The sequence below is a fragment of the Microvirga arabica genome, assembly GCF_016811235.1.
GTDB classification, from domain to species: Bacteria; Pseudomonadota; Alphaproteobacteria; order Rhizobiales; family Beijerinckiaceae; genus Microvirga; species Microvirga arabica.
The window spans coordinates 151,621-162,844 of sequence record NZ_JAFBID010000004.1 but is presented as its reverse complement, the minus strand read 5'-3'; the positions used below and the strand labels follow the sequence as shown (position 1 = coordinate 162,844).

The following is an 11,224-nucleotide window of genomic DNA, read 5'->3' as shown; positions in this document are numbered from 1 at the left end:
GGTGGGGCGAAGGGTGGCTTACGGGTTGAATGCATGATCTCTGACGCAATTGAACGGTGATTGGCCAAGCTGATTCCGGCGGTGTCGTGACTCTGGGAGCAAACCGTAAACAGACGGTTAGACTGGGGACCTGTCCACTTGCGACGGCACCTGCCCGGCTCGCACGGGTGACGACAAAAGCCGCGGAACCCATGCTGCAAATGTTGATGTCAACTACGAGCTGATGCCTCGGTGCCAGGAACAATCAGTCCAACCACGGATGCAGCAGTTCTTTCGAGCAGTCACGGGAGAACTGCTCTGGAACTAAAATCCGTGCACCAATCAGTAGGTTCTGGCCGAGCGAGGAAGACCATTCGGCATACGGCGTGTCTCTTACCAACTGACGGTCGCAACCCGGCGTACCATCGCCCCAACGCACCGGACCACGTTCACCGGGAGCCCTCTTTGAAGCGTCGACCTAAGCACGTACTCTGGGTAGGGCCTAGGATCGTTCTAAGCCCTACGGATTTCCTGGGGCGCGATCATCAGCCCCCGTACGAGATGCTCACGCTCCTGAGGCTCAGGCAACCTTGCTGCTGTCCTGAGCGGCTCTGGCTTTGGCGGCAGCTTCCGCCTGCTGCTGCAGGCGCAGATCGGTCAGCTGCTGCCGCAGGTCATGATACAGCGGGCGAAAAGCTGGACTGTTTGTTTCCACGATGTCGGCGAGGATGTGAACCGCCCGAACGAGCTTCTCCTCGGTCATCGAGACGTGATCGCGCTGATGCCATTCGCTCATATGCCGTCTCCCTGAGTGGAGGGGGCACAGTGCGCCTTGACTCTTGATAGCAGGTTAAGCTTGCGTGAGGCTTGCAAGAACGTCCACAATCTGGCGCCCGAGCCGTGGCTGCCTTAGCATCACCCGCAAATCACATGTCGGGCGGGTTGCTCCAGGCCTGATCATCCAGAATGACCTAAGATGTCGAACAATGAAACAATCTGACCGGCATGTCGTCATCGACATCGAAACTGCTCAATCCTACGATCACATCATCGAAATTGCCGCTGTTGAGATCATCGGCAGGACCATTTCTTCTCGTTCGTGTCCGGAGGATCAAACCACGATCGGCCATGAGCCCGTTCTGTTATGCAGTCCATCGCATTTCATTGGCTGATGTGGAGAAAGAACCGTACTTCGAGCACGTCATTCATGATCTGATCGGCTTCATCGGGGACGACAGGATTGTCGCGCACAACTACGCCTATGAGTACAACACTCTCAGACGGGAGTTCGAGCGTGCGGCACGGCCGACGTACTCACGAGAGCGCTTCCGGTGCACCATGGCTCTGGCGAAGCGTGCGGGCCTTCTTGGCAAGCTCCGTCACGCCTGTGCGCAAGCAGGTATCAGCATTGATCATCTCCGGGAAGAGCACGACGCGTTGAATGACGCATTATTGGCAGCCCATCTGTTTCTGAAGCTCACCCCGGCGGAGCGATCCTGACTGTTGCGGCAGCCACATGTTGCGGCCGTCGCAGCAGACGATGACATCCTTACGCAATTCAAGCCTGATAGTCCTCCAGCGGGATGAGGGGATGTCATGTGCAAGCGACAGATCGACAGGGGGGCGACGCCGCCGGCGCCGTCCAATGACAATGAGCCAAGGATCGTGACTGGCCTAATGGGATCGAAGCCAGCCTTCCTCCGGTCTGGGATCCTGTCGGTCGTTTTGGAGCGTACCGACGGCGTTGGATTGAGCCGGTGGCAGATGGCATTCTGACAATCCGGGGACGAGGCGCAGTCGGACAAGGCCCGGACGCACGCCGCTACGCGTGCGTTCGTCAGCGCTTACTCGATATAGGTAGCTGTGGAACCTGTGAGCTTGGCTTCTTTTTTACTCACATCGGGCTGTCCAGAGGCCAGAATGTTGAGTGAGGGTGCCGCATGCCGCTCCATCAAACCCCTGTCGTTGAATGGCCCACGGAGCTTGCTTCTCTGCTGGAAGAGGCGCACATCGCCTCAGGCGAGAACGGCAAACAGGTCTGTCGCATTGATGTCGATGTCGATGCGACAACCCTGCGGGCAATTCATGAGTTCGAGGCGCACCTGCGGCGCCGCCAAGTCCAACTCAGATTGGCCGGGAGCAACGAATGCATGAGGGGCGAGATGAACCCTTCTCTTGGTTTGGGCGCTCCGTCCGAGCGGATCGGTCATATCGCGAAAGTGCGCGTCAGCTTTCACGATCTTCAAGGCGGCGAGTGTGTGGACGTAGCGGACATCGACTGAGGCCGCACCACCCCGGCAGCAGAAGCTACAGCCATCCGTCACCTGCTTAACAGGACGAGCTGCGGCTCGTGAGTGCGCCACCGCGTTAAAGGTCGGTGTAGCCCTTTTGCCGCTGGGTCTTGGCCCAGCCCTCAAGCGCCCGAGCGGCTTCCACCTCGCTGGGGAATATATCACTTTTCTCCTGGCCTTTAGAACCTACCGAGCCCCAGTTGCGAACCAGCCGGATCGTGCCGAACAGGTCGCGCTCGATCATCAGGCTGAAGAAGCGTGCCCTGCCCTGCTCCGGATCGCGCCGGTAGAGCACCAGATGGTGCCGGATAGGCGAGCGAACGTCAGGCATTCGGCAGATAACCTTACTCGCGGCCGCCCTTCTGCAGCGTACGCTCCATCTCAGCCATCATGGCCGCCTCGATGTCGTCAAGGTTGACCTGGACACCCCAGCGGTCCACTTGAGACGGCCCAGCCGGAGCCTTGGTGACAGGCACTTGCTTAGCGGTGGGACGGCTGGTGGCTTTCCGCGGCTGGACCGGGAAGCGGTTCTCCAGGGTGTCGAGCAGGCCGTTGAGCGCCTCATCGGACAGGGGAGCATCCTGGTATTGTTCGACGCCTCTCAGGGCAATGGCCTGATTGCTATAGCGGGCCTCCGCCGTAATCTCAGGACCAAACCATGGAAGCGGCTGGAACTCCCTGCTCTCGGCCTCGCCATCGAACTCCACCGTGACGAAGTGCAGGTCCCGCGGCCGGTTGAATTGGTCAACGAGGGCGTCACGATCGCCGATTCCGAGCCTTATGCGGGTGTACTCGATCTCGCCGGCACAGACATCGAGCAGCGCATGGGCGTGCCCCACCGGCACCTCGGTTTGTTCCTCTATCTCCCCGTGCGGACCCGCCGTCCGGAGGATCAGCAGACCCCTGTTCTCCTCGAGCCGGACCCAGGAGCTGCGGTCCCGCTGTTCCGGGAAGAAACCTTCGATCTGACGCAGGCCGCCCCTTTCTCGCTGGATCAGGCGGGCCAGGGACGAAGCGAGGAGAAATCGGCGGCGGATGGTCATGAAACCCTGAGAATGAAAGAAGTTGAAGAAGGCCTTTATTCGTATATGGCGGAGAAAGGACGAGGCAACCCTGAAAGGCGCAATATAGTTTCTGTTCAGCCGCCGGCGCCGGACTTCTCCTCGCGGATTTTGCGCTGCGTCAGGTACTGACGATTGTGGATAAACAGCGGGTCAGCGCCTTCGCCACGCATATAGACGAAGCGACGATGCTCGCGAGAGGAATGACATGGCAATGCAAGGAGCCCTCACTCCGAGGCTCAAACGGAGAAATCTGGCTGTCCGGGCTCTCCGCCAAGGCACCTGTGATCGGGAGCCCGAGTTCAGATCGACGGTCACGACACGATCGAACACCAATGACGGGAAGATCCCGGCAGCAGTCGAGGTGTAACCTGAGATGGAGTCACTCCCCCGCTGAACGGCAGGAGAGCAACGATCTAATGGCGGAAAGAAATGAACACTGCGCCCTTCGAAACCATTCCGGCTTGGCGGATCGCACGGTTGAGGGCGGCCTTGCGTGATGCCGAACAGCGCGGTGCAAATCCGGATGATGAGGGGCAGGATCTCCCCCACCGTGCCCTCCAGCGTCGCTTCGCGCTGGCACGAGAACGCGCGAAGAATGTGCTGAGCCCGGCTTCCAGACCAAAGACCACACGCAAAGGCCGCAGGTTTCCGCACCTGAAACAGGTCATCATCTGGCGCGCTATCCTGAGCTGTCGCTCCTCGACTTGGAGGCAGGGCGACAGGGCCCCGTTTGGCAGCATTCGCAGGGCGCACGATCAGGCTGTTGCGGCGTGCCAGGCTTCTGGCCTGGCGCCACCGCGCTATCGCACCGTCTATGTCCTGTGGCACCGCGGCGTACCGCCGGCGGATGTCGCTGTGGCGTTGCGAGGTGAGTCTGAAAATCCGACAGGGTAATGAACTTACCGGGCAGCGGGATGAAGGCGCCTCTTCCAGCGTTCATGGCGCGGGAGTTGAGCCGTGGCGGCTAGACGCTTCGTTATCCTGCGCTGGGCCACTTTCGACACGACTGATGGTGCAGGCGTCTCTACCTCCGGAAGTGGCTCGGATGCTATCTCCTGTTCAGCAGTTCCAGAGCCCTTCTTCCGTGGCTTCCGAGACTTGGCCTTCACGCCGTCACCTTGTGCGGGCTGAACGTCATGGATGGGCAGCGCGTCCTCTGCATCAACAGGAGCGTTGTCAGCCTGGGGCACGGTTTTGGTGCTGGCTGGCGCTCCTGCGTGTGCGTCTTTCACGTCCTCCGAGACAGTCGCAGTCAGATTGAACTCCATCTGACCTCGGTTGGCCTCGCCTGAAGAGCGCTTGCGGCGGGCAGGCTCAATGGGCTCTGACCTGCTACATAGAGGCTTGACGATGCTCGGCAGAATGCGCGGGGCGGCAGATGGCTCAGGCACTACCCGAGGCGCGTCCTTCGGGAAGACTCTTGTGGCCTCAACAGCGGTTGTCGCAAATAAATGCCTTGGCGGGAAGTAGCTACGCTGACCTTGGCCACGGGACTTCTTGATCTCGACAGAGAAAGGCTTCGAGTTACGCTTCATCGTATATGCTGATTATGGGTTTGAAAGATGATGACGTAAGAGCTTGCTTGTGCGGGGTCAAGATCAAGGCCCAATAGTGTTTGCCTCAATCTCTTCGCGTGTTCAGTACATCTTCTGCATCGCTGCTTCTCCCGGATAGCATCAGATCTCGCTCTTGTGCGGCGGCAGAGCAGGTCTAGGCAGCTCGTCGGGTGAACAGCCTATGGAACAGGCGAGGCTTATCGCTCTGCGTGACCACGGTACGTTCGCCGTTCAGTCGTCGGACGGCTTCAAGGTAGGCTTGAGCCGGTGCACTGGCGGGACTGCCCAAGGTCACTGGCGCTCCGACGTTTGAACTGCGCAGCACCTCTCCGCTCTCTGGGATGATGCCAAGAAGCGGAATGGACAGGATCTCCAACACGTCCTCTACCTTCATGATCTCGCCGCGCCGGGCACGAACGGGATCGTAGCGGGTGAGAAGCAGATGTTTGTCGATGTGCTGCCCGCTCTCGGCTTTGACGGTCTTGGCATCGAGCATACCGATAATGCGATCAGCATCGCGGATCGAGGAGACCTCCGGGTTCACCACGACGACAGCCACATCCGCATGCCGCATCGCGAGGGTCGCTCCCGCCTCAATCCCGGCGGGACTGTCGCAGATCACCCAATCGAACTGAGCCCGCAGCTCTGCGATGACCCGCGCCACCCCATCCTCGGTGAGGCTGTCCTTGTCCCGGCTCTGCGAGGCCGGCAGGAGAGACAGCGTGTCGAGACGCCTGTCCCGGATGAGGGCCTGCGCGAGCTTGGCCTCACCCCGAATGACGTTGATCAGATCGAAGACCACGCGGCGCTCGGCGCCCATGACCAGATCCAGATTGCGCAGGCCCACGTCAAAGTCCACGACCACCGCCTTATGGCCGCTCTGGGCGAGTGCCGCACCTAAGGCGGCCGTGGAGGTAGTCTTGCCGACACCACCCTTGCCGGAGGTCACCACGAGCACCCTGCCCTGTCTGACCTTTGTCTTTGCCTTGTTATGCTTTGGCCGTGGCTTCTTCATCGCTGGCATTTCTCCAGAGAGGCCGTGAGGGGCACGGCACCCACGCAGGCACAAGCGTGATGAGGGGCAGCAGCACGGAATGAGGCCGGAACAAACGGGAGCAGTATCGGCCATGCCCCTCGTAGGCAGGCCCATTCGGCGCTTGAGGTGGTTACCAAACGGTTAACAGACTGAAGTAAGGACACAGTACAGCCATTAGGAGGCTTGTTAGCGATCCATTAACCATGTTGCCGCGACCATGCTCTGGCTGATCCGCTGGGTTTCGGATCAGCCCTCACCTCCAAAGCAGTCGGGGCGCGGATGAACTGCCTCGATCTGCTTTGGGGATGTGAGCGTCCCGTGCAGTAACTGTCTCGTAACCACAATCCCAATCGCATCTGATCGAAACTGCAGGCACGGCGTTGCTCCTGTGCCTGAACGAGAGAGAACTGCTCATGACCATTCTCGATCCGATCACCGGAAACCTCGTCACCATCGACACGTCGAGCCGACCTCGCCGCTGAACCTTGCACGTGCCAGGAGGTGGTGATGAAACGATCCTCAGCACGCCGGGCTAGGCGCTGGGTCATTTACGAGCTGACCCGTAGCCTTAACCAGCTGTCCGACACCACAGCTAGAATGACCCTGTCAGGTGATAGCAATTTCGGTGCCAGCGGCGAGAAATCCAGCTTTAGCGAGAGCTGATTAGCGAGGGCCACACTGGACAGACCTCTGAAGCTTCAGGGGCTCGGAACAGCTGATACCCGCTCAGGAGGCCCTGACGCAGTCAGGTACGCCACGCCATCAATAGTGCGAGAGAACCTGTATCGTCGAGATGTCGGCTCTGGGCTCGGCAGACCGCCTCCAACACCGCTTCATAGTCGTTGAGCATGCGATGCAGGAGGTAGCGCTCGCTGGTCGAGACAGACCCGCTCCACTGGGTTCAGCGCAGGCGACGCTGGCGTCAGTGGAAGGTGGAGTGTGGTAAAGCGGTTTTGGGAGTAAACGTTCCTTTAACCCGTGCTCGACGTCTCGGGCTTATGCGCCCCCTTCTGACGGTACGATCGGCAGTCAGTGCCAAGCCTTCATGAACTCTGTCGTGAGGGTTCGCTCCAGCTCCCATGTCAGCGGTGTCGGATTGGCTCTATTCCACGCTCGCTGACCACGCTGGACAAAGCTCTTGCGCTTGCGCCTAGCGTCCTTGGGAAGATGTACAGCCAGGGGCTCAAAGCTTCGTCGTAGTTGAATCTCCGTCCTCCTCCTGGACGGGAGGGCAGCCTCCGCGGCTTCCGCAGCGGCGATGTCGTCCGGTGTTGGATCGGGATGGCGGGCCAGTGCATCCTCCTCAATCTGGAGGAAGGCGCTGTGCTGTGCTGCATCGTGCTCCTTCAGACCGGGTGTGTGTTCGAGGAGGTATGCCTCGCGGGCCTCATCCAAATCGTCTCGCCTGTGCTTGGCAAGAGGAGTCTGTTTGCGCGGGTTGTTTGCCATTTTGCGTCAGCCTTTCTGACTTTTATCCTTCCACGAGGAAGCAAGCTGCGGCGTGGTGCTTGAATGAAGGGGTGGAGTGATCCCGGCTCGACTTCTGGTTCTTGGGTGCTGCCCTCTCGGCCGAGAGACTATCCCGACCAATTGTCATGGCCCACTGCAAGTGCACGAAGTGTGATGTCGCCAGCGATCTTGGCGAGTTCCAGGCCCTCAGGTGTTGGCTCAAACGACTCCAGTGGGAAGAACACGTCGTTCCCGCCGAACAGCACGAGCGTGTAGGGCGCCTCTACCTTGTCCTTCTCCTGTACGAGAGAAAGCATCAGCCCGCCGATTTCACCAAAGGCATGCTTCTCATCGAAATGAAGTGTCTGTGTCTCTGCCCGCTTCGGGAACTGAATGACCTCTGCCATGCCTAGGCGTCCTCGCCTGTATCACGCATCTCAGCATCTCCGAGCCATCTCTGGGCTTCTTCAAGACTGCTGAATGTATGCTCGAGTTCGGTGAACGGAGCAGGCCTCTCTCCAGGAGGCAAGTCGAGCAGGAGCTCTGCCGTCCACGTGGCATCATCTGTTCTACCGCTTTGGACCAAACTGGCGATAATCACCCCATGGAGCAGCACGTCATAGCTGCCAGCGGCAAGCCGGGAGAGTCTGTAGGCCATTTTGAACCTTCTGGAGAGGACAATGACAGCAGCAGGATGGATAGCGGACCGTGCCTCCCAACAGAAGCCCTACTCAGCACCGGGGTTCTGAGGCAAGCCTGCGCAAATTGAACACCATCTCTTCGACATTGTGCGGTTAACCTGCAGCGATGAACAACCAACAGAGAAGCCTCTGGATCGCTTCATGAAATAGCCACGGTTGACGGGCGTAGTTTGCCTTGCGGTGTCAGCTCCAGAGAACCGCACGCGCCTCGGCTGAGGGTCCTTGAACCCGATCTCCTCAGCCGAGGCGTTTGGCTGTCCAGGCATCCGACTGATGCCAGGAGCGAGCCCTTCGCGTCAGGGGCATCTCCTTCTGGAATGCTGAGGCTCGTCTCCCGCCCAGCACAGCAGGGTCGTGCCATCAAACCAGATCACGGCAGGTTTTTGACCAAGTTTTCGGATTGGTGGCCGGCAAATCTTCTGACGACACCTGGGTTCTCAACGCGACAGACCGTGGCTGGGGAGGGTTGCCCAATTAAAACGCCACGTGCTTGGGCGCACGTCCCTCCGATCCCGGAAATGCCACGGTGCGCTTCCCTACTGTCGTCACTGACGGATTCGAAACATGCGCGCCATCCTCACACTCCTTTGCCTGTTCTGCGGCCTGCCCGATGACGTGACGGCGGAAAGCTTCGATGCTGGGCAGGAGCCAAAGGTCGGAAGGTATCGGGCTCTCCTCTCCGACCTTGCAGCCTCAAGCACCAGTAGTCCGGCGATCAGGACACCGATCGACCTGCCTGAGGGCCTGAAGGAGGCGATCGTGCCATGCTTTCTCAAGCAAGCTCCTCTCTGAGAGGGTTTAGCCGATGGAGACTTTCCCGGCGTAGTTAAAGAGCGGCGAGAACAAAGGTTTTGCTCGTGCGCCCATCAGATGGATTACGAATTTGTAACCCGTCGAAGGTCCTTTGTTCATTCCGGATTTAGCTTTCTGATTCGATGATCGCCACACTCAACCGAGCTTCCTTGGGGAAGGATACTCATCAGTCTGCCCCTGTTAATAACTCACTGACAAAGGCCATATCAAACAATGATGCGTAAGTTTGCCTCTTTGGTTCTCGCCGCCTCCATGCTGGCGGCTCCGCTGTCTCAGGCCATTGCGGCTCCCCGCCCTCAGATGCCTGAGATCACGAAGCGGTACCCGGGTGAAAGCTACACCCAGTATCGTCGCTACTACGGTGGCCCTCGCTACTATCATGGTCCGCGTTATTACCGGCGTGGCGGGAACGGAAGTGCCGTCGCGGCAGGCGTCCTTGGTCTGGCTGCCGGCGCTCTCGTTGCCGGCGCGATTGCCAACCAGGCACAGGCTGCGCCTCCGCCGCCTCCCGGCACGGTCGACCCACAACTGGCGGCCTACTGCGCCCGCAAGTACCGGTCCTACGATCCGGGCACGGGAACCTTCCTGGCCGGCAACGGCATGCGCTACGTCTGCACCTACTAATCGTACCCGTCAGGGAGCGAACCACCAAAAGAGGCTCGCTGAGAGCCTCTTTTTCTTGGCTGGTCTGGGCCCAATCCTCCGAGTTGATGTTGGCGTGCAAGACAGTCAGCGTACGACCTCGTACTCGCGGTGGTGCAGCTTGGCCAGGTAAGCCAGGCCGGTAAATACAATCCCACGAGCGGCGGCTGACGATCTTCTCACTTGGGCGTGCCAAAGAAGCACCCTTCACCTGCAGTTAACCCTGCTTCAAATCGGATCCGTCTGACTGGGAGCCTCTGCCGGCTGGAGTGGTTCTCCTTGCAGTCAGGATTTTAGGATCGTTCGATGAACAGGAAAATTCTTTGGCTCACTGCCCTGCCTGTGCTGATGCTGGTTGGTGCATGGCAGCCCTCGAAGGCAGCCAGCTTCGACTGCTCCAAGGCTGAGACGGTGGACGAGAAAGCCATCTGCGCTAATCCTCAGCTGAATGATGCGGATGTCGAGATGTCCGTTCTCTACACCCAGCTAAAGCCACTTCTGGGGATGGGCGCTCGTGGCGATCTGGAGGATGAACAGGCCGCTTGGCTCAAGCGTCGTGCTGGCTGTGGCGGGGACCGTGCCTGTCTGGGCGAAGCCTATGAGGATCGCGTCCGCCAACTTAGGCGCGGTTTTGAGGTGTTCTCCAAGCGAGGCCCCTCCTGACTGCATTCTAAAGCGGACTGTCTCCGTGAGGTAGAGACTCTCATAGCTTGCAAAGATAGCAATCAAGTTCATCTCCTGTTGCCGCATCAGGTCTGTTGCCACCGTACTTAGCTCTTGTTGAGCAGAAAACGGACATGTGGACAGTAGTCAGGGCTGACATTTCAACTTTGCGCCTACAAGAATGTGGCCGGTAACGAACATTATGGAACCTGAACTCCGCTGTTCCCGTGCGGAGTAAGCGCTTGTGCCAATCCGAAGCGCATTGAATTTATGGAGCTTGCCCGTGCCGCTGATCGCATCCTCGAGGCCGCGGTCATCACTGTGCCTGTGCCTCGACTGACTTTGTCAGCTCTCGAAGGCTTGCGGTATCCAGCTCAGGTCTGATGGTTGGCATCGCACTCCGTTGATACCTCTCAGCGTCCTTCTTCTGACTGTCTGGCGTTGCGATCTTGACCGCGGTCTGACTATCGCGGTCCTGTGGCGATGTCTTGTCTCCTGGGATCGCTTTGACGGGCAGCGGCTTGCTTGCCTTCGTCACGATCGATCCCGTTCTAGACACAGTATCGATCGCTGCGTTGGTGCGTGCGCTTTCCCTTGTTTCAGGCCTGACCGGAGGAGGCCCCGGCTGGGCTTGGCCCACCAGCTGAGAAAGCCGAGCAACCTCTGTGCGTGTGGCCGTAAGATCCGTGCGCAGTTGCGCCATCTCGGCCAACGCGGCTCGCATCTTCGACCGCTCGGAGAGCAGCTTGCCCTGAGCTTCTTGCAAGCTCCCCAGCTCGTCGCGGAGCTGGCGCTCCATCGCCGTCGCGGAGTGGTTTGAAATAGCAAACGAGCCCCATCCTGCGGCGGCTGACAGGCTAAGCGCCCCGACAAGAACCCAGCGGCCTGTCAATATTCGCATTGCGTGCTCTCGGAACATTGAACCCTCCCCTAATTCGCAACACAGCGGATGTCCGGTGCGGCTCATTCAGGTGGAAGAGTGTGGGCGCAAAGAGGCGAACAATGCGTTGGTCTGCACAACGGCGGGATT

At 59.3% G+C, this 11,224-nt stretch carries 13 protein-coding genes; 5 read left to right on the top strand and 8 right to left on the bottom strand.

Annotation, left to right across the window (positions count from 1 at the left end):
* Positions 1-559 precede the first annotated feature (559 nt).
* Positions 560-775, bottom strand: a complete 216-nt coding sequence (locus JQC81_RS03805) for a hypothetical protein (RefSeq protein WP_203270385.1) — start codon at positions 773-775, stop codon at positions 560-562.
* Positions 776-984: 209 nt separating this feature from the next.
* Here JQC81_RS03805 and JQC81_RS03800 point away from each other — a divergent pair, with 209 nt between their 5' ends.
* The gene (locus tag JQC81_RS03800) at positions 985-1,479 is read left to right on the top strand and encodes a 3'-5' exonuclease (RefSeq protein WP_246520208.1); all 495 of its coding nucleotides are present in this window, start codon (positions 985-987) and stop codon (positions 1,477-1,479) included.
* Positions 1,480-1,919: 440 nt separating this feature from the next.
* Entirely contained in the window at positions 1,920-2,261 is a 342-nt protein-coding gene (locus JQC81_RS03795; protein ID WP_203270384.1) for a hypothetical protein, read from the top strand.
* An 85-nt stretch (positions 2,262-2,346) separates the two neighbouring features.
* On the opposite strand, the gene JQC81_RS03790 is transcribed toward JQC81_RS03795, so the two are convergent.
* The 6 genes from JQC81_RS03790 to JQC81_RS03765 form a co-directional block, all read right to left on the bottom strand.
* Entirely contained in the window at positions 2,347-2,601 is a 255-nt protein-coding gene (locus JQC81_RS03790) for a WGR domain-containing protein (protein WP_203270383.1), read from the bottom strand.
* 13 nt (positions 2,602-2,614) lie between these two features.
* Positions 2,615-3,313 (bottom strand): CYTH domain-containing protein, encoded by a 699-nt coding sequence (locus JQC81_RS03785; protein WP_203270382.1) that lies wholly within the window; start codon positions 3,311-3,313, stop codon positions 2,615-2,617.
* Positions 3,314-5,044: 1,731 nt separating this feature from the next.
* Positions 5,045-5,905, bottom strand: a complete 861-nt coding sequence (minD, locus tag JQC81_RS03780; protein ID WP_203270381.1) for a septum site-determining protein MinD — start codon at positions 5,903-5,905, stop codon at positions 5,045-5,047.
* Between the two features lie 1,050 nt (positions 5,906-6,955).
* A complete protein-coding gene (locus tag JQC81_RS03775; RefSeq protein WP_246520207.1) occupies positions 6,956-7,321 on the bottom strand; it encodes a hypothetical protein in 366 nt (121 codons plus the stop codon).
* Between the two features lie 182 nt (positions 7,322-7,503).
* A complete protein-coding gene (locus JQC81_RS03770) occupies positions 7,504-7,782 on the bottom strand; it encodes a hypothetical protein (protein ID WP_203270379.1) in 279 nt (92 codons plus the stop codon).
* Between the two features lie 2 nt (positions 7,783-7,784).
* On the bottom strand, positions 7,785-8,033 hold the full coding sequence (locus JQC81_RS03765) for a hypothetical protein (protein WP_203270378.1): 249 nt from the start codon (positions 8,031-8,033) through the stop codon (positions 7,785-7,787).
* 607 nt (positions 8,034-8,640) lie between these two features.
* Between JQC81_RS03765 and JQC81_RS03760 the strand changes: the two genes are divergently transcribed.
* From JQC81_RS03760 to JQC81_RS03750, 3 genes are all read left to right on the top strand, one after another.
* Positions 8,641-8,868 (top strand): hypothetical protein, encoded by a 228-nt coding sequence (locus JQC81_RS03760; RefSeq protein ID WP_203270377.1) that lies wholly within the window; start codon positions 8,641-8,643, stop codon positions 8,866-8,868.
* A gap of 237 nt (positions 8,869-9,105) precedes the next feature.
* The gene (locus tag JQC81_RS03755) at positions 9,106-9,513 is read left to right on the top strand and encodes a BA14K family protein (protein WP_203270376.1); all 408 of its coding nucleotides are present in this window, start codon (positions 9,106-9,108) and stop codon (positions 9,511-9,513) included.
* 324 nt (positions 9,514-9,837) lie between these two features.
* On the top strand, positions 9,838-10,194 hold the full coding sequence (locus tag JQC81_RS03750) for a lysozyme inhibitor LprI family protein (protein WP_246520206.1): 357 nt from the start codon (positions 9,838-9,840) through the stop codon (positions 10,192-10,194).
* A gap of 316 nt (positions 10,195-10,510) precedes the next feature.
* Here the strand turns inward: JQC81_RS03750 and JQC81_RS03745 are convergent, their stop codons facing one another.
* Positions 10,511-11,113, bottom strand: coding sequence for a hypothetical protein (locus JQC81_RS03745; RefSeq protein WP_203270375.1), 603 nt, complete (start codon positions 11,111-11,113; stop codon positions 10,511-10,513).
* Positions 11,114-11,224 lie beyond the last annotated feature (111 nt).

Bases quoted from the DNA above. Each gene is read 5' to 3' on its own strand.
- JQC81_RS03805 (WP_203270385.1), bottom strand. From the start codon at position 775: ATGAGCGAATGGCATCAGCGCGATCACGTCTCGATGACCGAGGAGAAG.
- JQC81_RS03765 (WP_203270378.1), bottom strand. From the start codon at position 8,033: ATGGCCTACAGACTCTCCCGGCTTGCCGCTGGCAGCTATGACGTGCTG.
- JQC81_RS03760 (WP_203270377.1), top strand. From the start codon at position 8,641: ATGCGCGCCATCCTCACACTCCTTTGCCTGTTCTGCGGCCTGCCCGAT.
- JQC81_RS03750 (WP_246520206.1), top strand. From the start codon at position 9,838: ATGAACAGGAAAATTCTTTGGCTCACTGCCCTGCCTGTGCTGATGCTG.
- JQC81_RS03785 (WP_203270382.1), bottom strand. From the start codon at position 3,313: ATGACCATCCGCCGCCGATTTCTCCTCGCTTCGTCCCTGGCCCGCCTG.
- JQC81_RS03745 (WP_203270375.1), bottom strand. From the start codon at position 11,113: ATGTTCCGAGAGCACGCAATGCGAATATTGACAGGCCGCTGGGTTCTT.
- JQC81_RS03800 (WP_246520208.1), top strand. From the start codon at position 985: ATGTCGTCATCGACATCGAAACTGCTCAATCCTACGATCACATCATCG.
- JQC81_RS03795 (WP_203270384.1), top strand. From the start codon at position 1,920: ATGCCGCTCCATCAAACCCCTGTCGTTGAATGGCCCACGGAGCTTGCT.
- JQC81_RS03770 (WP_203270379.1), bottom strand. From the start codon at position 7,782: ATGGCAGAGGTCATTCAGTTCCCGAAGCGGGCAGAGACACAGACACTT.
- minD (WP_203270381.1), bottom strand. From the start codon at position 5,905: ATGAAGAAGCCACGGCCAAAGCATAACAAGGCAAAGACAAAGGTCAGA.
- JQC81_RS03790 (WP_203270383.1), bottom strand. From the start codon at position 2,601: ATGCCTGACGTTCGCTCGCCTATCCGGCACCATCTGGTGCTCTACCGG.
- JQC81_RS03755 (WP_203270376.1), top strand. From the start codon at position 9,106: ATGCGTAAGTTTGCCTCTTTGGTTCTCGCCGCCTCCATGCTGGCGGCT.